This is a genomic window from Streptomyces sp. NBC_00080 (genome assembly GCF_045041255.1).
Classification (GTDB): Bacteria; Actinomycetota; Actinomycetes; order Streptomycetales; family Streptomycetaceae; genus Streptomyces; species Streptomyces coriariae.
Genome location: NZ_CP108235.1, coordinates 8,198,688 through 8,215,964 on the forward strand (window position 1 = coordinate 8,198,688; position 17,277 = coordinate 8,215,964).

Consider the following 17,277-nt stretch of genomic DNA (forward strand, 5'->3'; position numbering starts at 1 on the left):
GGGAGCAGGCCTAAGAGAGCGCTTCCTCGCCGTCAGGGCGGGCCACGGCCAGAGCCGTCGCCGGGTCGTGGGCCGCATCCCCGGCCGGCATCCAGCGACCGCCCTCCTCACGGTACGGCCACCATCTGCCGTCCCGCCCCAGCCGCAGTTGGCAGGCCGTCCCGACGACCGTCCACCGGTTCGCCCGTGCCCGCAGCACCGGCCGCTCGTCCTCCTCCCAGGCCGATTCCAGCGCGGCACGCGCGCGTGCGAACACCTCGCCCTCCACGACCCACTCCTCCTCGAGCACGGACAGGGCGGCCGCCCCGCCGTGTCGCCAGGCCCGGACGGCAGCGGCCAGTTCCGCCCGGTCGCGCCCCGACCCGGTGGCGAGACGGTCCAGCACGGCCGCGCCGGGTCGGTCCGCCGTCCCGGATACGCCGAGGACGCCCTCCGCCAGCCGTACGGCGTCCTGACCCACGGTCAATCCGGCCGTCGGCGCTCGCCGTTCCGCTCCCTCACGGAGTGCCTCCGCGAGCAGCAGGTGTGCCGCGGCGGCCGTCCGGGCGGCCAGGATCTCCAGCGCCGACGGTTCGACCCCGGACGGGGGAGGGGCATCCGTGTCCCAGGAGGGCGGCACTCCCGGCTCCGGCGGGAGTACGGGCACGGCGGGCAGCGGGGGCAGGATGTTCCCGGCCGCGTACGCCTCCGCCGCGTCCACCCCTTCGGTCCGCGGCGGCTCCGCGTCGGGCCGAGCGGCGGAGCCACGCGCCTGGAGGTCGTCCAGCAGGCTCCGTTCCGAACGTCCCCGAAGCAGCAGGAGGACGAACGGATCCTGGTCGAGCAGCCTCGCCACCTGGTAGCAGACCGCCGCCGTGTGACCGCAGTGGTCCCAGGCGCCGCAGTCGCACTGCGCCTCCAGGTCACCCAGCCCCGGAAGCAGGTCGATGCCGGCCGACTCGGCGTCCTCGACCAGATCGGGCGGCATCTCCCGGTCGAGCAGCGCGGCGACGTGCCCCGCGCGCTCCACCGCCAGGTCCAGCAGACGGTCCCAGTGGTCGTCCGAGAGCCGGTCGAGCAGCACGTCGGCCCGGTGCCGCGTGTGATCGCGGTCCTGGACGACGGCCGTGATCCGCCCCGGCCGCACCGACACCGCGCCCACGGCGCCCGCGCGCGCGAGCCGACGGCCCGTCCTCACCTGCTCCCCGTCCAGCGCGCCGTCCTCGAGCGCGGTCAGCCACGCCCGTCCCCACCACGTCCGGGCGAACCCCGTCCCGTGAGCGGGAGGCAATGCGGCGAAGGTCCGTTCCTCGACGCTGTCGTGCCGGTTCATCGCGCATCCCCTCGCAGCTCGACCAGATCGGCCAGCTCGGCGTCCGTCAGTTCAGTGAGCGCCGCCTCGCCGGAGCCGAGAACGGCGTCCGCGAGATCCTGCTTACGGCGCAGCATGGCCGCGATGCGGTCCTCGATGGTGCCCTCGGCGATCAGCCGGTGCACCTGCACGGGCCGGGTCTGGCCGATGCGGTACGCGCGGTCGGTGGCCTGCGCCTCGACGGCCGGGTTCCACCAGCGGTCGTAGTGCACGACGTGCTCCGCGCGCGTGAGGTTGAGGCCCGTGCCCGCGGCCCTGAGCGACAACAGGAACACGGGCACCTCGCCGTCCTGGAAACGCCCGACCATGTTCTCGCGCTCGGCGACGGGAGTACCGCCGTGCAGGAACTGCGTGGGTACGCCCCGCGCCGCCAAGTGCTGTTCGAGAAGGCGCGCCAGCCGCACGTACTGCGTGAAGACCAGCACGCTCGCCCCCTCGGCGAGGAGGGTGTCGAGCAGCTCGTCCAGGAGCTCGAGCTTCCCGGAGCGCCCGGCCGTCCTCGGCCGTTCCTCCTTGAGGTACTGCGCCGGGTGGTTGCAGATCTGCTTGAGACCGGTCAGGAGCTTCACGATCAGCCCCCGGCGCGCCATGTCGTCCGCCTCGGCGATCGCGGCGAGCGTCTCGCGCACCACGGCCTCGTACAGGCCGGTCTGCTCCCGCGTGAGGGCCACGGGCCGATCGGTCTCGGTCTTGGGCGGCAGCTCGGGGGCGATCCCCGGGTCCGACTTGCGGCGGCGCAGCAGGAACGGTCCCACGAGCCGGCCGAGCCGCTCCGCCGCGGCCGGGTCCCCGCCGCTCTCCACGGCCCGCGCGTACCGCGTACGGAAGGCGCCGAGCCGGCCCAGCAGACCGGGTGTCGTCCAGTCCAGGATGGCCCACAGCTCCGACAGGTTGTTCTCCACCGGCGTGCCCGTGAGCGCCACGCGCGCGCGTGCGCCGATCGTGCGCAGCGCCCGCGCGGTCGCCGAGTACGGGTTCTTCACGTGCTGGGCCTCGTCCGCCACGACCAGGCCCCACGGCACCTCGCCGAGCCGTCCCGCGTCCAGGCGCAGCGTGCCGTAGGTGGTCAGGACGAACTCCCCGTCGGCCAGGGATGCCAGATCTCGTTGCGGACCGTGGAAGCGGCGCACCGGCGTGCCCGGCGCGAACTTCTCGATCTCCCGCTGCCAGTTGCCCATCAGGGACGTCGGACAGACCACGAGGGTGGGACCCGCCGCCGAGGCGTCCGTCTGGCGGTGCAGGTGCAGGGCGATCAGCGTGACGGTCTTGCCGAGCCCCATGTCGTCCGCCAGGCAGCAGCCCAGTCCCAGCGCCGTGGTCCGGGCCAGCCAGTCCAGACCGCGCCGCTGGTAGTCGCGCAGCGTGGCGTCGAGGGCCGCGGGCTGCGCCACGGGCTCCTGCGTCCCGGGCTGCGTCAGCCGCTCTCGCAGGGCCGCCAGCCACCCGGTGGGCCGCACGTCGACCCGGCGGCCGTCGACCTCCGTCGAGCCCGTCAGAGCCGCGCCCAGCGCGTCCACGGGCGTCATCTTGCGGTCCTGTTGCGCGCGGGCCCGGCGCAGTTCCCGTGGGTCGATCAGGACCCATTGGTCGCGCAGCCGCACCAGAGGCCGATTGGCCTCGGCCAGCCGGTCCAGCTCCTCGCGGGTCAGCTGCTGTTCGCCCAGCCCGAACCACCAGGTGAACGTCAGGAGCGAGTCCGCCGACAGGAAGGACGGTGTGTCCGCGCCGAGCCGAGCGTGCCCCCCTTCCTGCTCGGGCGGCCCCACGACCGCGCGGGCGGTGAGGGTGCGGGCCAACTCCCTCGGCCAGTGCACCTCGATCCCCGCGCCCGCCAGTGCCCGCGAGCCCTCGCCCAGCAGCTCGGACAGCTCCTCGTCGAGGAGTTCGACGGCGTCCGGCACGGTGGCCGACAGCAGGGGTGTCAGCGCAGGCCAGGCACGGGCCGCACGGCGCAGGGCGAGCAGGGTGTCCATCCGCGCGCGGGGGCCGAACGCCCCGCGGGTGACGCCGGAGTCCGCCCAGACGTCGGTGGCGTCCGCGACGAGCGCGGGGTCGCTCACGCTGTGCACCTGCGGCACGGCCCGGAACCTGGGCGCGTCGATCCCGGGCATGTCGAGCCCGGAGACCTCGATCCGCAGCGAGATCCGCACGCCGGCGTCGTGGCCCGCGGCGACGTCGGCCGCCCAGGCGCGCAGTTCCGGCAGGTGTCGGGGCTGCGGGGCCGCGTAGGCCGGACCTCCGGTCAGGAGCGGCGCGGCGGGAGTGCGCGGGAGCGCGTCCGCCACGGCGTCCAGGAAGGCGCGCAGCAGTCGCTCGGGGTCGGGAAGGCGCAGGGGCGGGGCCTCGTCCAGGGGGGCGGCGTGTGCTTCTGGTGGCATCGAGGCGGCCAGTCGGCGTACCTGGTCGATGTCCTGCGGAGCCAGCGGGCCGATCCGCCAGGCGTCGTGGTCCTCCGGTGACAGGCCGGGCAGCAGGAGACCGCGCGCCACACACCGCAGTGCCAGCAGAGCGGCCGCACCCCAGAAGGCGGCGGCCCGGTGTCCGTCCGGCACGTCACGCGCGCGCGTGAGGAGGGGCAGGGCCTCTTCCAGCGGCAGGAGGAGGGCGGGCACGCGCGCGAGTGCCACACCGGAGCCGGCCGGCAGAACGACTGAGAGATCCTCCACCCGTCGGCCGGCGGCGGGAAGGGCGTCGTCGTCGGGTCGCCAGAAGGCGACGCCGCCGGTTCGGGCCGGGGTGCCGGGCACGAACACGGCGGAGCAACGTGCCAGTTCGGAGATCTCGAACGGTGTCGCCAAGGGAACCCTCTGCACGGTGATGAAATTACTCCTCAAACTTGACTACCAGGGGCGGGGTCGCTGAGGGTACAGCACTGCGGCGGCAAACGCGCACCATGTGAGGATCCGGTCTGGTCCGCCATCCTGGGACGGGAACTCCCAGGGGCGTCTCGGGGCTGTACCTCAGGGACGTCTCAGGGTCGAGTCCGGAACCGCGGGCCGCGTGGAGCCGTTTTCATGGCAGAGAGCGGCAGTGGCCGCGAAGGAGGCGACGCACATGTCGAAGAACGCGAAGATCGCCGCAGGGGGTGTGGCGGTCGGACTGCTGTTGTTGATCTGGCTGCCCTGGTGGGCCGCCCTGCTGATCGTGCTGGGGGTTCCGGCGGCTGCCTACCTCACCTTGGATCCCTCTCAGCGGCGCAGGCTGCGCCGCGCCACGCGCAAGGAGCTCGGCCGCTGAGTGACGGGGACCGCGTCGCGGTCCCCGTCCTTCGCACATCCACGCCGTCGGTGCCCATGGAGTGGGCGCCGACGGCCGCAGAGGGGTCGCCGCGAGCTCAGAGCGGCCGTACGGCCATCTTGTCGAGCGCTTCCAGGAGCCCGGGCAGTTCGGGTCCGCGGCCGACCGGCAGCACCTCGCCGGGCTCTTCGTCGAGCAGGACGAACGCGATGTCGTCGGTCCTGGCGACCAGTGACCACCCGGGGCCGTCGGCGCGCAGCGTACGCGCGTCACCGGGAGCGAACGACGACCGGACGCGGCCGAGCGGAGGCGGGGCGTCCACGTAGGCGCGTACCTCGGCGAGGACGCGTCGGATGCCGCTGTGGCCGTTCGCCGCGCCCTTCTCGGCACCGTTGACCCCGTCGGCGCGGTCGGCGGTGTCGGACCCGCCCGCCTCTTCGTCCCGGGCCCCCTGACCGGCGCCGACGCCGGCGTTCGCGGTGGTGCCCTCCTGGGGGCGGGCGAAGTCCGCGTCGTCGATCTGCTCGCGCCACAGCGCCCACTGGAGCGCGATCTCGTCGGCCCCCAGGCGCCGCTGGGCCGGACCCCAGGTGGTCGTGTCCGGAGGCGACAGCGCGGGGCCCTCCGCGACCTCGGCGGCGGGATCGTGCGGCGCGGGCACGCCGGGAGCCGCGACGGCGACCGCCAGCGGCCAGCCGGGCAGGGCGGCGACGACCGTCCGCTCGCCGGGCGACAGGTCGTACTCCATGCCGCAGTCCCACGACGCGATGGCGACGGCCACCAGCGACACGTCGTCGATGACGACCGTCCACCGCGCGCCCTCGCCGTCCTGGCCCAGCACCAATCCGTACCCGTCGGCGAGCGGCGGGAGGCCGAGCGCCGCACAGGCCTCCGGGTAGTCGTCGCCCAGCGCGCTCGGGAACTTCGCCGGCGTCAGCAGCACCGCCGTGAGCACATAGAGCGCATCGTCCGCGGCGGCGACGGCATCCTCGTCCGTCCCAGCCATCCCAGCCTCCCCATAGGTTTGTCCAACGGCGCGCACCCTAGTGCGGCGGGAAGGCGCTTGTCACGACTCCCCGACTCACCCGAGCTGCGGCTTTCCGGTCGGACGGGGCGAATCGACCACCCCCGGCCGTTGCGTCCGTCACGCCGACGGCAGTCCGAGCAGCTCACGAGCCACGGTGCGGGGCGACTCGTCGCGCTCCCGGGCGAGCGCGATGACCGCACGACAGGCCAGTTCGTTGACCCCGAAGGACAGCGCCTCCGGCGACACCCAGCCCGCAGCCTCGTCGATCCTGTCCTGATCGTCCTCGGCGCACGCCGAGACGTACGCGGCGGCCGCCTCGAACAGATTGTGGGTGCGTTTCCCGCCACCACGCGACTCCTTCTCGGGACGCCCCTCCCCGTCCGGACGCGACCGCGCGCGCATCGCGTCGCGGAATCTCCCGTAGGCCTTGCTGACCCTGTCGAACATGCCGACCGCCTTCCCCCTGCGTGGTTGCCCTGACTGATCCTTCATCTCCTTCTGTTCAAACTAGAGTTGCAGTTCCGGCGGCAGAAGGGGGACGGTGCGGTGAAGCGCTTCGAACGGCTCGGGCGGATCCGGCGGATGGACCCGTACAAGGACGCGTTCGAGATCTACCGACTCACCGCGGCGTACGAGTTCCCCTGGGACGTCACGCGCGCCCTGGAACTGGCCCTGTACCGCACCTACGCGGTGCCGAGCATCGGGCGTCTGCTCGCCGAGACGGCGGAACTCACGGACCGCGCCCAGAAGCGCTACGACGACACCTCGCTCCTGCTCGACGCCGTCGTCGAGCACGGCTTCGACAGCGAGCAGGGCCGGACGGCCGTCCGGCGCATCAACCAGATGCACCGCTCCTACGACATCAGCAACGACGACATGCGTTACGTGCTCTGCACCTTCGTCGTGATGCCGAAGCGATGGATCGACGCCTACGGATGGCGCAGGCTGTCGCGCCACGAGATCGTCGCCTGCACCGTGCACTACCGCACCCTGGGGCAGCGCATGGGTATCCAGGACATCCCCGAGACCTATGAGGAGTTCGAGGCCTGCCTCGACGCCTACGAAGAGGCTCACTTCGCCTGGGACGAGGGCGCGCGGCGGGTCTCGGACGCCACGCTCACCCTGATGGCCTCCTGGTATCCGAGGCCGCTGGCACCCGTCCTGCGCAACGCCACACTCGCCCTGCTCGACGAACACCTGTTGAGGGCGTTTCGCTACACCCCTCCGAGCCCCGTGACCCGCGCCTCGGTGCGGGCCGCGGTACGCGCGCGTGGACGCCTGGTGCGGCTGCTGCCGCCGCGCAGCGCACCCCACCACGCGCGACAGAACCGGGAGATCAAGGGTTACCCCAACGGCTTCCGGCTGGGCGAGCTGGGCACCCGCCCGGTACCCGGCGTCGCAGGCTGCCCCGTCCGGCAGCCGGGCGGGTCATCCGCCCAGTGAGGCGAGGGTGTCGCGCAGCCAGGTGAGCTCGGCCCGGGACGTGGCGCGCGCGATGGTCAGCACACCGCGCCGGAACGGGTCCTCCAGCTCTTCGGCCCGCAGCGGCCGGTCGCCTTCGTAGAAGAAGCTCGCGGGCTCCTCCAGGAAGGCCAGTCGGCGGCGCAGCACGGCCGCCTGGGCTGCGGCGTCGTCCAGGTGCCGGAGGAAGGCGAGCACCGTGAACCAGCGGTTCTCGTCGGTGATGTCGCGCTGGTCGGGTTCGGCGAGCTGCCGGCGCAGTTCCCTCCCGCCCTCGTCGGTGAGGCTGAGGACATGGCGCGGAGCGGCGACGGCGCCGGGCTCGGTGGTGCGCACCAGGAAACCCGACTTCTCCAGCCGCTTGATCGTCGGGTAGAGCGTGCTCTCGGCCACCGGACGGACGTGTCCCGTCAGCGCTGTGATGCGTTTGCGCAGCTCGTAGCCGTGCAGCGGGGCGTCGTACAGAAAACCGAGGATGGCGAGCTCCAGCATGCCCGCATTCTGCCGCATGACAGTGGTACATCGGTACGGCCTTACCTCGATGGTCGTCTACATCGGTAGCTTAATATAGCGTCGACGTGATACATCCGATCCGATGTATGTTGAGCGTCGCCGGAATCGACGGCGGTGACGAGCCGAAGGGGAGACGATGCAGCAGGCGGAGTTCGACGGTGCGGGCAGCCATGTCCGCTGGACCGAGTCACAGGGCGCGGGACCCGCGCGGGTGTACGTGCACGGCCTGGGCGCGGCTTCGGCCGTCTACCACGCGCATGTGGCCGCCCGTCCCGAACTCGCCGGACGGCGCAGCCTCTTCGTCGACCTGCCCGGACACGGCATCAGTGACCGTCCCGCGGACTTCGGCTACACACTCGACGAGCACGCCGACGCCCTGGCGGCCGCGCTGGACGCGGCGGGGGTGACCGGCGCCGAGCTGGTCGCCCACAGCATGGGTGGCTCCGTGGCCGTCGTCCTCGCCCATCGCCGGCCCGACCTGGTCGCACGTCTCGTGCTCACGGAGGCCAATCTGGACCCCTTTCCGCCGCCCTCCGCGGGCAGCAGCGGGATCGCCTCGTACACGGAGGAGGAGTTCGTCGACAGCGGGTACGCGCGCGTGCTGGGCAAGGTCGGGCCGATGTGGGCCGCGACCATGCGGCTGGCCGACCCGCGGGCACTGCACCGCACCGCCGTCGGACTCAGGCGCGGCTCCGACCCCGTCATGCGCGAGATCCTGGCCGGCCTCGACGCGGTGGAGCGTGTCTACCTCCAGGGCGCGCTGACCGGCGAGCTCGACGGAGCGGACGCCCTGGAGGCGGCGGGCGTGCGTGTGGTGACGGTCCCGGGGGCGGGTCACAACGTCATGTTCGACAACCCCGACGCCTTCGTGCGGGCGGTCGCCGGGGAGGCGTGAGCCCTCAGGCCTCGCGCACGGCCAGGGCCAGGAAGCGGGCGTCCTCGTCGGCGTACGACGTCATGCGCCAGCCCGAACCTGCCAGCAGCGGGCGGAGATTGGGCTCCGCACGCAGGTCCTCCGGCGTGAGCTGCCTTCCCTGACGGGCCGCGAGCGCCGCCCTGCCGATCGGGTGGAACAGTGCCAGCGTGCCGCCGGGGCGCACCACCCGCGCCAGCTCCCGCAGGTTCTCCTGCGGCCGGGGCAGGTGGGCGATGAGGCCGGCCGCGAACACGGCGTCCAGCGACGCGGAGCGCAGGGGGAGCGCGGTCACGTCGGCGAGCATCAGCCGCCCGGCACGGTCGCGTCCGGCCCGTACGGCGGCCGCCAGCATGGCCGGCGTCACATCGGCCCCGACGACCACTCCGGACGGCCCCACGGCCGCACGCAGCGGCGTCAGGGCCCTCCCGGTGCCGCAGCCCGCGTCCAGCACACGCGCTCCCGCACGCAGGCCGAGCCGGCCGACCGCGGCGGCGTAGGCGGGGCCGTCGTCCGGGAAGCGGCTGTCCCAGTCCGCGGCCCGCGCGCCGAAGAACTCCTGAACGTGTGTGTGGTCGTCGCTCATGCTCCGCATGATCCCTCACCGACACGGACGACGCCTCGGTGCACACGTTCGAGCGTGACCCGATCGTTCCGGCGCACTACTGCGCCACATTTCAACACCTTTCGAAATGCGCCCCCTTTGTGCTCCCGTGCCCCCACTAGCGTCCCGTGGCCATGGGACACCTGGACCACGCCGCCTTCGGCTGGCTGACCCCCGTGCTGTCGTACGTGATGGCCTGCGTGGGCGCCGCCCTCGGGCTGCGCTGCACCGTGCGGGCACTCGGCGCCACCGGACGCTCGCGCCGCAACTGGCTGATCACCGCCGCCTCGGCGATCGGCACCGGAATCTGGACCATGCACTTCGTGGCCATGCTCGGCTTCGCCGTCAGCGGCACCGACATCCGCTACGACGTTCCGCTGACCGTGCTCAGTCTTCTCGTCGCCATGGCCGTGGTCTGCGCCGGCGTCTTCGCCGTCGGCTACAGCCGTGACCGCACACGCGCGTTGCTGATCGGCGGCCTCACCACCGGCCTCGGGGTGGCCAGCATGCACTACCTGGGAATGGCCGCCGTCCGCCTGCACGCCGACGTGACGTACGACCCCGTCCGCGTCGGACTGTCCGTCCTGATCGCCGTCGTCGCGGCCACCGCGGCCCTCTGGGCGGCGCTCAACATCAGGTCGCCGATCGCGGTCACCTTCGCCTCCCTCGTCATGGGCGCGGCGGTGAGCAGCATGCACTACACCGCGATGTTCGCGGTGAGCGTCCATGTCACGCCCTCCGGCGAGCCGCTGCCGGGGGCCTCGGCGATGCAGTTCATCTTCCCCCTCGCCGTCGGCCTCGGCTCCTATCTCTTCCTGACCTCGGCCTTCGTCGCGCTGTCGCCCACCACGGGGGAGCGCGAGGCGTCCGCCTCGGCCCAGCAGCCCGTGGACAGCCTCACCGTCCGACAGCAGGCCCGGTCCGTCTGACGCGACCGGCCCGTCCCTGAACCCCTTCCGAGCGAGGAGGCCATGCGTACACCCCGTAGGACCCCCACGGCAGGCGCCGACGCGCCGCCCCCCACACGCGGGCGCCGCGCCCACGCCGGACCGCCCGCCGACGAGGGCGCGGAAGAGCAGATCGACACGCTCGCGGACGCGATACCCCCGCGCGCGGAGCGCTGGCGCATCAGGCCGCGCACCGTACGCGCCAAGATCGTCTGCCTGCTGATGGTGCCGGTCGTCTCCCTGCTCGCCCTGTGGGCGTACGCCACCGTCAGCACGGCCCAGGACGTGTCCGGGCTGCGCCAGTTGCAGCGCGTGGACTCCCAGGTCCGCGCCCCCGTGGCAGCCGCGGTGGCCGCCCTCCAGACCGAGCGGGCGGCCGCCGTACGCTACGCGACGAAACCCGCCTCCGGGCAGGGCGGCGACCTGAAGGCACTCGCGGAACGCACGGACCGCGCGGTGGGCCGGCTGCGGCTGGGCGACGACGCCACCGTCGCAGACGGCCAGGACCTGCCCACAGGAGTGGCCCAGCGGCTCGAGACGTTCGTCTCCGGGGCCGAGGGCCTCCCTTCGCTGCGGACCGCGGTCCTGGACGGCAGCGCCGGCTGGGAGGAGACGTACGGCCGGTACACGAGCACGATCTCGGCGGCCTTCTCGGTCGGCGGTGCCCTCTCGGGCGTCCAGGACGCCGAACTCGGCTCGGACGCGCGCGTGCTGCTCGAGTTCTCCCGCGCGGGGGAGGCACTGGCCCAGGAGGGCGCCGTGCTCGCCGGCGCGCGCCTCGCCGGACGCCTCGACGGAGAGCGTCTGCGGCTCTTCACCGGAGCCGTCGACACCCGCCGCACCCTGACGGAATCGGCCGTCGCGGACCTGCGCGGACCCGAACGCACCGCCTGGCAGCGGCTCGCCGCAGGCACCACCTACGCGGCCCTGTACGCCGCCGAGGACAGGGCCCTCGCCGACGGACCCGGCGCGAAGGCGCTCGCCGCCGCCCCCGCGAGCAGCTGGGACAAGGCCCACGCGCGCGTGCAGAACGGGATGCGGACGATCGAGGCGGACGCCGGACGCGGTGTCGCCGACCGCGCCGACCCGTTCACCCGCGGTCTGTTCACCTCGGCCGGCGCCGCAGTCCTGCTCGGCCTCGCCGCCGTCGTCGCCTCGCTCGTCATCTCCGTGCGCATCGGCCGTGGACTCGTCGTCGAGCTGGTCAGCCTGCGCAACAGCGCCCTGGAGATCGCCCGGCGCAAACTCCCGGAGGCCATGCGGAAGCTGCGCGCCGGGGAGGAGATCGACGTCCGTGCCGAAGCGCCGCCGGGACCTCCCTCCGAGGACGAGACCGGACAGGTCGCCCAGGCCCTGGGCACCGTGCACCGCGCAGCACTGCGGGCCGCCGTGGAACGCGCCGAACTGGCCAGCGGCATCTCCGGGGTGTTCGTCAACCTCGCCCGCCGCAGCCAGGTCCTCGTCCATCGTCAGTTGAGCCTTCTGGACAGCATGGAGCGCCGCTCCGACGATCCGAACGAGCTGAGCGACCTCTTCCGGCTCGACCATCTCACCACCCGCATGCGGCGCCACGCGGAGAGCCTGATCATCCTTTCCGGGGCGGCGCCCGGCCGGGCCTGGCGCATGCCGGTGTCCCTCACCGACGTGGTGCGTGCCGCCGTCTCAGAGGTCGAGGACTACGCGCGCGTGGAGGTACGGCAGCTCCCGGAGGCAGCCGTCATCGGCACCGCCGTCGCCGACCTCACCCACCTGCTCGCCGAACTCGTCGAGAACGCCGCCCAGTTCTCGCCCCCGCACACGCGGGTGCGGGTCACCGGCGAACCCGTGGGCAACGGTTACGCCGTCGAGGTCGAGGACCGTGGCCTGGGCATGGGCAAGGAGACCTTCACCGAGGCCAACCGGCGCATCGCGCAGTCGGAGGCGCTCGACCTGTTCGACAGCGACCAGCTCGGCCTGTTCGTGGTCAGCAGGCTCGCCGCCCGCCACGGCATCAAGGTCCATCTGCGGACCTCGCCCTACGGCGGTACCACCGCCGTGGTCCTGCTGCCGACGGCGCTGCTGCACAGTGACAAGCCGGAACGTTCCGCCCGTGAGGTCGCCCAGACCGAGCCACGGCCCGCGAAACGCGTGTACGCGCGCGTGTCCGCCGCGGACCGGCACACCGCCGACCGGCATCAGGAAGCCGTCCCCGCCTCCGCCGACCGCCCCGCGCTGGTGGCCCCCGTCCGAGCCGCTGCCGTCCGAGCCGCCGCGGAACCGGAAGCTGCCGAACCGGCGGCCGCCGACCCCCCGCCTCCCGGAGTCACCGCCTTGCGCCTGCACCGTCCCCCGGACGACGCCGAACGATCGGACGACCTCCCGCGCCGGGTGCGGCAGGCCAACCTCGCCCCCCAACTGCGCAGGACACACGCCGAGGAACCGCCCCGGCCGCCCGGCCCGCGCGGCGACGAACAGCGCACCCCCGAGCTCGTACGGGACCGGATGTCCGCGTACCGGAAGGGCTGGGCGCGCGGCGGCGGCATACAGCCCGGCCACGGAGCCGCCCCGGAACCCGAACCGGGCAGCGACAGCAGCGAAGGAGACCCCAGATGATCCAGGACCCGAGCACGAGGTCGGCCCAGCGGTCCGGCGAACTCGACTGGCTGCTGGACGACTTGGTGATGCGCGTGAGCGAGGTACGGCACGCGGTGGTGCTGTCGAACGACGGACTCGCCGTCGGTGCCTCGACGGGCCTCAGGAGAGAGGACGCCGAACACCTCGCCGCCGTCGCCTCCGGCTTCCACAGCCTCGCCAAGGGCGCGGGCCGCCACTTCGGCGCCGGCGGAGTGCGCCAGACCATGGTGGAGATGGACGACGGCTTCCTGTTCGTGGCCGCCGCGGGCGACGGCTCCTGCCTGACCGTCCTCACCGCCGTGACCGCCGACATCGGCCTCGTCGCCTACGAGATGGCGCGCCTGGTCAAGCGGGTCGGAGAGCACCTCTACACGGCGCCACGGCTTGCCGGGCGCCCGACCGCCGCCGGATGAGGCCAGAGAGCGACCCACGCAGATGACCGAGGACATGACCGGCACCCCGCGCGAGCTGGACAGCCAGTGGTACGACAACGAGGCCGGCCCGCTCGTCCGCCCGTACGCCATGACCGGCGGGCGCACGAAGCCGGGACCCACCGGAGTGCGCTTCGACCTGATCGCCCTGGTCACCCTGGATCCGGGTGCGCCGAGCACGGACGGCATGGCGCTCGGACCGGAACACCGCGCCCTCATCGGACTCTGCCGCACGGAGACCCAGTCCGTCGCCGAACTCTCGGCGGGTGCGGACCTTCCCGTGGGCGTGGTCCGGGTGCTCCTCGGAGACCTGCTGGAACTCGGCTGCGTCACCGTCAGCCGCCCGGTCCCGCCCGCGCAGCTGCCCGACGAACGGATTCTGCGCGAGGTGATCGAGGGGTTGCGAGCGCTGTAGATGAACCCTCGGACGGACCCGGACGCGTACGGACCCACCGCACACCGCCTCGTGCGCGCCTTCGGACACGGAACACGCAAGAGTCGGTCACATCGGGCAGATAGCGGTCGAACCCCCCGGAAAGCGGCCGTGGTTGTCATGATGCTGACTTCGCACTCCGGCGCCGAAACCCCGCGCGACCGCCGCGCCGAGCCACGGCACCCCGGTACCGACCCCGACCGTTGCCGACACTCCCGAGAGAAGTGATCCATGGTCTTCGAACACTCCGACACCACGGGCGGCGACACGGCTCCCCTGGCGTTGAAGATACTGGTCGCCGGCGGATTCGGCGTCGGCAAGACCACCATGGTGGGCGCGGTCAGCGAGATCAAGCCGCTGCGCACCGAGGAACTGCTCAGCGAGGCCGGACAGTCGGTGGACGACACCGACGGCGTGGACCAGAAGGTCACGACGACCGTCGCCATGGACTTCGGCCGGATCACCATCCGTTCCGACCTCTCCCTCTATCTGTTCGGCACCCCGGGCCAGGACCGCTTCTGGTTCCTGTGGGACGAGTTGTCGCAGGGGGCCCTGGGCGCGGTGGTCCTCGCCGACACCCGGCGTCTGGAGGACTGCTTCCCCGCGGTCGACTACTTCGAGCACCGGCACATCCCGTTCGTGGTGGCCGTCAACTGCTTCGTGGGGACGCGGACATACGGTGCCCAGGATGTCTCGCGCGCCCTCGACCTCGACGGCGGCACCCCCGTGGTCCTGTGCGACGCCCGGGACCGCGACTCGGGGAAGGAGGTGCTGATCCGGCTGGTCGAGTACGCCGGGCGGATGCACACCGCCCGGCTGCTCGACTCCGTGGGCTGACCCGGCCCAAGTCGAACCGGTCAGCCGGCGACGCCCTTCTGCGCCAGAACCTTGTCGACGGCGACACGGACGAGCAGTTCGCCCGGCACGCCGTTGCGGGCGCCGAACTCCTCGGCGCGCTCCTCGCCCATGTACCGCGCCGCGATCCGCGTCGCCCAGTGCCGGACCTCGTCGAGGTCCTCCGAGATGCGGGCCCGGCCCCGCAGCACCACGTAGTCGAAGGGCGGCCGGTCGTCGTCCATGCACAGGGCGACCCGGCCGTCCCGCGCCAGATTGCGCCCCTTCACCGTTTCCTTGCCGGTGTTGAACACCACCTCGTCCCCGTCGAGCAGGAACCAGATCGGCGCCACATGCGGGCTTCCGTCGGCCCGTACGGTGGACAGCTTCGCGGTGCGGGTCCCGTACGTGACGAACGCCCGCCATTCCTCATCGGTCATCTTCTGTGCCATGCCGCCATCCTCCTTGCTCCCGCGGCCGCTCCTGGGGAAGGCTGGCGGGCAGATTCTCCGGCGAGGCGGAGGGTCACACGGGGAACGTCACACGGGGAGCGGGACATGGCGCAGAACCAGGGGCTGGGCTGGCTGTTGGACGACCTGACGGAGCGCGTCGACCACGTACGGCACGCACTCGTTCTGTCCAACGACGGGCTGGTGGCGGGCGCGAGTGCGGGACTGCTCCGGGAGGACGCGGAGCACCTCGCCGCCGTCTCGTCCGGACTGTACAGCCTGGCGAAGGGATCGGGGCGTCACTTCAGCGCGGGCCGAGTGCGCCAGACGATGATCGAGTTCGACGACGCGGTGCTGTTCGTCACCGCCGCGGGCACCGGCAGTTGTCTGTGCGTGCTCAGCGGGGCGGAGGCCGACATGGGCCAGATCGCCTACGAGATGACCCTGCTCGTGAACCGGGTCGGAGAGCACCTCACCGTGGACGCCCGGCAGCCCGACCGTGCTCCACTCGAAGACCTCTGACCTGCATTTTCTCCCTCCTTCGTGGAGTTATCCACAGGCTCGCCTCGATGTCGGCGATTCCGGCTACGGTTTTTTCCGAGGCCACCGCCGACCGTGCGGGCCCGCTCCACTCCACTTCACTCCACGGGGGAGACGACCATGTCCGGCAACACCGTCACGCGACCACTTTCCGCTTCCTGCACGCCGAGCCGGGCAGCGCGGGAACTGGATCTGAAGCGGAGCGAGTTCGACCTGGCCGTGCACCTCGGGCGCATCAGGACCATGCCCGACGAAGGCGGAGGGGGCCGTCGGGTGGCCCGTGCGGAGATCGAACGTCTGCGCTCGGACCCCGGCTTCCCCGAGGCACTGCGCTCGAGCGTGCTGGCCGTGGGGACCAGCGAAGGCGCCGCCGTCATGGGCGTGCCCCCGGCCCGGTTCACCCGCCTCGCGCGGCTGGGACTGGTGGTGCCGGTGAAGTTCTACCTGAACCGCTATCGGGCCGTCGTCTGGCTCTATCTCGCCGACGAACTCAAGCAGTTCGCCACTGACGGGACCAACGCCTTCCTGCTGACCGGCCGCACACCCGAGGTACTGCGGAGCCAGCTGGATGCAGGTGTCGACCTGCGGTCCCGCAACTGGCGGGGACGCCACCTGGGCTTCTTGCACCGACAGGCCGACGGCCCCTGGCAACGCGCCGGAGTCCTGGCAGGGTTCCTCGACCCCCTCCAGGTCGCGGCGGTCGTCGAGGACCCCTACGAACGCTCCCACCTGAACAGGTTCCGGCCCCGGCCGCCCGCCCAGGGCACCCCCGGCACACCGGCCGCGCACCTCGTGGAGAAGATCATGACGGCCGACGACCCGGACGAGATCGACTGGCTGAGGTACGACCTGGAACGAACCCTGGCCGAGGCACGGGCCGAGCAGCCCGCGCCACGGCCTGCCTGGAAACCGGCCCCGACGCCCCCGGCCGGGCCACCGGACCGGCCCGAGGACACCGACCCGCCCGACCGGCCGACCCGCGGACTGCTGACCTGGCTACGCCGCCGAAACGGGTGACGCACCGGACCTACAGCGCCCTGAACAACCCCTCCTGGACGACGGACACCAGGAGGCGTCCCTCCAGGTCGTAGATCCGGCCACGGGCCAGCCCGCGTCCGCCGGTGGCGATCGGCGACTCCTGGTCGTACAGGAACCACTCGTCCGCGCGGAACGGCCGATGGAACCACATCGCGTGGTCCAGCGACGCCATGTCGAAGTTCCGCGGACCCCACAAGGGCTCGACCGGGAGACGGACGGCGTCCAGGAGAGTCATGTCACTGGCGTACGTGAGCGCGCAGGTGTGGACGAGCGGATCGTCGCCCAGCGGCCCGACGGCGCGCATCCACACCGCGCTGCGCGGCTCCGCTTCCTTGACGTCCTCGGTGCTCCAGCGCAACCGGTCCGCGTACCGGATGTCGAAGGGCTGACGGCGCGCCATCCGCTCCAACTGCTCGGGCAACTCGCCCAGATGCTTCCGGATCTCCTCGACGACGGTCGGCAGGGACTCCGGGTCCGGGACCTCGCGAGCCGGCGGCAGCTGGTGCTCGAAAGGACCTTCCTCAGGCTTGTGAAAGGAGGCGGTGAGATTGAAGATCGTGCGCCCCTGCTGCACGGCGGTGACCCGGCGCGTCGTGAAGGACCGCCCGTCCCGCACCCGTTCGACCTGGTACACGATCGGCACGCCCGGCCGGCCCGGACGGAGGAAGTACGCGTGCAGCGAGTGCACGGGCCGGTCTCCCTCGGTGGTCCGGCCGGCCGCGACCAGCGCCTGGCCCGCCACCTGGCCACCGAAGACCCGCTGCAGGGACTCCTGCGGGCTGCGGCCGCGGAAGATGTTGACCTCGATCTGCTCGAGGTCGAGCAGGTCGACGAGCCTCTCGGCCGGATTCGTCATCGGTGCTCTTCTCCTGTGCCCTCTTCGGTA

Annotated in this window: 18 protein-coding genes; 10 read left to right on the forward strand and 8 right to left on the reverse strand. The window is 72.4% G+C overall.

Going from position 1 to position 17,277, the window contains the following annotated elements; all coding sequences use genetic code 11:
* Window positions 1-10: 10 nt before the first annotated feature.
* Both OHU34_RS36655 and OHU34_RS36660 read right to left on the reverse strand, forming a co-directional pair.
* Window positions 11-1,312, reverse strand: a complete 1,302-nt coding sequence (locus OHU34_RS36655) for an SWF or SNF family helicase (protein WP_142269062.1) — start codon at window positions 1,310-1,312, stop codon at window positions 11-13.
* A complete protein-coding gene (locus tag OHU34_RS36660; protein ID WP_405770373.1) occupies window positions 1,309-4,164 on the reverse strand; it encodes a DEAD/DEAH box helicase in 2,856 nt (951 codons plus the stop codon). The genes OHU34_RS36655 and OHU34_RS36660 overlap by 4 nt, the downstream gene beginning before the upstream one ends.
* Window positions 4,165-4,405: 241 nt before the next feature.
* On the opposite strand from OHU34_RS36660, the gene OHU34_RS36665 reads away from it, so the two are divergent.
* Window positions 4,406-4,588 (forward strand): hypothetical protein, encoded by a 183-nt coding sequence (locus OHU34_RS36665; protein WP_020125819.1) that lies wholly within the window; start codon window positions 4,406-4,408, stop codon window positions 4,586-4,588.
* 97 nt (window positions 4,589-4,685) lie between these two features.
* Here the strand turns inward: OHU34_RS36665 and OHU34_RS36670 are convergent, their stop codons facing one another.
* Together OHU34_RS36670 and OHU34_RS36675 are read right to left on the reverse strand one after the other, a co-directional pair.
* Window positions 4,686-5,594 (reverse strand): hypothetical protein, encoded by a 909-nt coding sequence (locus OHU34_RS36670; RefSeq protein WP_142269060.1) that lies wholly within the window; start codon window positions 5,592-5,594, stop codon window positions 4,686-4,688.
* 138 nt (window positions 5,595-5,732) lie between these two features.
* Window positions 5,733-6,062: a hypothetical protein gene (locus OHU34_RS36675; RefSeq protein WP_142269059.1), complete on the reverse strand. Its 330-nt coding sequence runs from the start codon at window positions 6,060-6,062 to the stop codon at window positions 5,733-5,735.
* A 99-nt stretch (window positions 6,063-6,161) separates the two neighbouring features.
* On the opposite strand from OHU34_RS36675, the gene OHU34_RS36680 reads away from it, so the two are divergent.
* Complete coding sequence (locus OHU34_RS36680) at window positions 6,162-7,058, forward strand: oxygenase MpaB family protein (RefSeq protein WP_200840029.1); 897 nt, start codon at window positions 6,162-6,164, stop codon at window positions 7,056-7,058.
* On the opposite strand, the gene OHU34_RS36685 is transcribed toward OHU34_RS36680, so the two are convergent.
* On the reverse strand, window positions 7,044-7,568 hold the full coding sequence (locus OHU34_RS36685) for a PadR family transcriptional regulator (RefSeq protein ID WP_405770379.1): 525 nt from the start codon (window positions 7,566-7,568) through the stop codon (window positions 7,044-7,046). The two genes, OHU34_RS36680 and OHU34_RS36685, sit on opposite strands and share 15 nt — an antisense overlap.
* A gap of 157 nt (window positions 7,569-7,725) precedes the next feature.
* On the opposite strand from OHU34_RS36685, the gene OHU34_RS36690 reads away from it, so the two are divergent.
* The gene (locus tag OHU34_RS36690; protein ID WP_142269057.1) at window positions 7,726-8,484 is read left to right on the forward strand and encodes an alpha/beta fold hydrolase; all 759 of its coding nucleotides are present in this window, start codon (window positions 7,726-7,728) and stop codon (window positions 8,482-8,484) included.
* Window positions 8,485-8,488: 4 nt separating this feature from the next.
* Here the strand turns inward: OHU34_RS36690 and OHU34_RS36695 are convergent, their stop codons facing one another.
* On the reverse strand, window positions 8,489-9,088 hold the full coding sequence (locus OHU34_RS36695; protein WP_230196843.1) for a class I SAM-dependent methyltransferase: 600 nt from the start codon (window positions 9,086-9,088) through the stop codon (window positions 8,489-8,491).
* A 152-nt stretch (window positions 9,089-9,240) separates the two neighbouring features.
* On the opposite strand from OHU34_RS36695, the gene OHU34_RS36700 reads away from it, so the two are divergent.
* The 5 genes from OHU34_RS36700 (at window position 9,241) to OHU34_RS36720 (ending at window position 14,367) form a co-directional block, all read left to right on the forward strand.
* Window positions 9,241-10,035, forward strand: coding sequence for an MHYT domain-containing protein (locus OHU34_RS36700; RefSeq protein WP_142269055.1), 795 nt, complete (start codon window positions 9,241-9,243; stop codon window positions 10,033-10,035).
* A gap of 42 nt (window positions 10,036-10,077) precedes the next feature.
* On the forward strand, window positions 10,078-12,645 hold the full coding sequence (locus OHU34_RS36705; RefSeq protein WP_405770384.1) for a nitrate- and nitrite sensing domain-containing protein: 2,568 nt from the start codon (window positions 10,078-10,080) through the stop codon (window positions 12,643-12,645).
* Window positions 12,642-13,079, forward strand: a complete 438-nt coding sequence (locus OHU34_RS36710; protein WP_405770387.1) for a roadblock/LC7 domain-containing protein — start codon at window positions 12,642-12,644, stop codon at window positions 13,077-13,079. The genes OHU34_RS36705 and OHU34_RS36710 overlap by 4 nt, the downstream gene beginning before the upstream one ends.
* Window positions 13,080-13,101: 22 nt before the next feature.
* On the forward strand, window positions 13,102-13,512 hold the full coding sequence (locus tag OHU34_RS36715; RefSeq protein WP_142269052.1) for a DUF742 domain-containing protein: 411 nt from the start codon (window positions 13,102-13,104) through the stop codon (window positions 13,510-13,512).
* Between the two features lie 249 nt (window positions 13,513-13,761).
* Entirely contained in the window at window positions 13,762-14,367 is a 606-nt protein-coding gene (locus tag OHU34_RS36720; RefSeq protein WP_405770390.1) for a GTP-binding protein, read from the forward strand.
* 20 nt (window positions 14,368-14,387) lie between these two features.
* Here OHU34_RS36720 and OHU34_RS36725 read toward each other — a convergent pair whose 3' ends face one another.
* The gene (locus OHU34_RS36725) at window positions 14,388-14,816 is read right to left on the reverse strand and encodes a PPOX class F420-dependent oxidoreductase (RefSeq protein ID WP_405770393.1); all 429 of its coding nucleotides are present in this window, start codon (window positions 14,814-14,816) and stop codon (window positions 14,388-14,390) included.
* Between the two features lie 105 nt (window positions 14,817-14,921).
* Here OHU34_RS36725 and OHU34_RS36730 point away from each other — a divergent pair, with 105 nt between their 5' ends.
* A complete protein-coding gene (locus OHU34_RS36730) occupies window positions 14,922-15,335 on the forward strand; it encodes a roadblock/LC7 domain-containing protein (protein ID WP_405770395.1) in 414 nt (137 codons plus the stop codon).
* Between the two features lie 138 nt (window positions 15,336-15,473).
* Window positions 15,474-16,370, forward strand: coding sequence for a DUF6397 family protein (locus OHU34_RS36735; protein WP_230196846.1), 897 nt, complete (start codon window positions 15,474-15,476; stop codon window positions 16,368-16,370).
* A gap of 10 nt (window positions 16,371-16,380) precedes the next feature.
* On the opposite strand, the gene OHU34_RS36740 is transcribed toward OHU34_RS36735, so the two are convergent.
* Entirely contained in the window at window positions 16,381-17,247 is an 867-nt protein-coding gene (locus OHU34_RS36740; RefSeq protein WP_230196847.1) for an acyl-CoA thioesterase II, read from the reverse strand.
* Window positions 17,248-17,277: the final 30 nt, after the last annotated feature.

Excerpts from the sequence above, each read along its gene's own strand:
- OHU34_RS36655 (WP_142269062.1), bottom strand. The coding sequence starts at position 1,312 with ATGAACCGGCACGACAGCGTCGAGGAACGGACCTTCGCCGCATTGCCT.
- OHU34_RS36665 (WP_020125819.1), top strand. The coding sequence starts at position 4,406 with ATGTCGAAGAACGCGAAGATCGCCGCAGGGGGTGTGGCGGTCGGACTG.
- OHU34_RS36670 (WP_142269060.1), bottom strand. The coding sequence starts at position 5,594 with ATGGCTGGGACGGACGAGGATGCCGTCGCCGCCGCGGACGATGCGCTC.
- OHU34_RS36675 (WP_142269059.1), bottom strand. The coding sequence starts at position 6,062 with ATGTTCGACAGGGTCAGCAAGGCCTACGGGAGATTCCGCGACGCGATG.
- OHU34_RS36685 (WP_405770379.1), bottom strand. The coding sequence starts at position 7,568 with ATGCTGGAGCTCGCCATCCTCGGTTTTCTGTACGACGCCCCGCTGCAC.
- OHU34_RS36690 (WP_142269057.1), top strand. The coding sequence starts at position 7,726 with ATGCAGCAGGCGGAGTTCGACGGTGCGGGCAGCCATGTCCGCTGGACC.
- OHU34_RS36695 (WP_230196843.1), bottom strand. The coding sequence starts at position 9,088 with ATGAGCGACGACCACACACACGTTCAGGAGTTCTTCGGCGCGCGGGCC.
- OHU34_RS36700 (WP_142269055.1), top strand. The coding sequence starts at position 9,241 with ATGGGACACCTGGACCACGCCGCCTTCGGCTGGCTGACCCCCGTGCTG.
- OHU34_RS36705 (WP_405770384.1), top strand. The coding sequence starts at position 10,078 with ATGCGTACACCCCGTAGGACCCCCACGGCAGGCGCCGACGCGCCGCCC.
- OHU34_RS36710 (WP_405770387.1), top strand. The coding sequence starts at position 12,642 with ATGATCCAGGACCCGAGCACGAGGTCGGCCCAGCGGTCCGGCGAACTC.
- OHU34_RS36715 (WP_142269052.1), top strand. The coding sequence starts at position 13,102 with ATGACCGAGGACATGACCGGCACCCCGCGCGAGCTGGACAGCCAGTGG.
- OHU34_RS36720 (WP_405770390.1), top strand. The coding sequence starts at position 13,762 with ATGGTCTTCGAACACTCCGACACCACGGGCGGCGACACGGCTCCCCTG.
- OHU34_RS36725 (WP_405770393.1), bottom strand. The coding sequence starts at position 14,816 with ATGGCACAGAAGATGACCGATGAGGAATGGCGGGCGTTCGTCACGTAC.
- OHU34_RS36730 (WP_405770395.1), top strand. The coding sequence starts at position 14,922 with ATGGCGCAGAACCAGGGGCTGGGCTGGCTGTTGGACGACCTGACGGAG.
- OHU34_RS36735 (WP_230196846.1), top strand. The coding sequence starts at position 15,474 with ATGTCCGGCAACACCGTCACGCGACCACTTTCCGCTTCCTGCACGCCG.
- OHU34_RS36740 (WP_230196847.1), bottom strand. The coding sequence starts at position 17,247 with ATGACGAATCCGGCCGAGAGGCTCGTCGACCTGCTCGACCTCGAGCAG.